Consider the following 303-nt stretch of genomic DNA (forward strand, 5'->3'; position numbering starts at 1 on the left):
TTACTCGAATCCGGTGGTTTCAGGCCGCTTCTACACTCTTATTTACGATGAGCCGCTTTGGCTGCATTCCTCTTCGCAGTAGCGGCAATGACGCTGACCGCCGCGACGCCCTCACATGCGGCGCTTGGCAGCTGCTCCAGTGGGACTGCATGCGTGTGGAACAACAACACATACGGCGGCTCTTACATGAAAGCATCAGCTACTGTCAAGAACTACAAGACGATCAGCTGGAACAATGCGAGTGGGAATGATTGGGCCCCTGTTAGCAGTCCAGCGGCTATGCGATAGCTAATTGGTTCTCTG

The 303-nt window shown here is 54.1% G+C and carries 1 protein-coding gene; it reads left to right on the forward strand.

What is annotated here, in order from left to right; all coding sequences use genetic code 11:
• The first annotated feature begins 87 nt into the window (after nt 1–87).
• Nucleotides 88–288 (forward strand): peptidase inhibitor family I36 protein, encoded by a 201-nt coding sequence (locus INT29_RS20845; protein ID WP_226831737.1) that lies wholly within the window; start codon nt 88–90, stop codon nt 286–288.
• The last annotated feature ends 15 nt before the right edge of the window (nt 289–303 follow it).

Source organism: Brevibacterium sp. FME37, from assembly GCF_014897485.1.
Taxonomy (GTDB): Bacteria; Actinomycetota; Actinomycetes; order Actinomycetales; family Brevibacteriaceae; genus Brevibacterium.

Coding starts and splice junctions, on each gene's coding strand:
- INT29_RS20845 (WP_226831737.1), top strand. CDS start 88: ATGACGCTGACCGCCGCGACGCCCTCACATGCGGCGCTTGGCAGCTGC.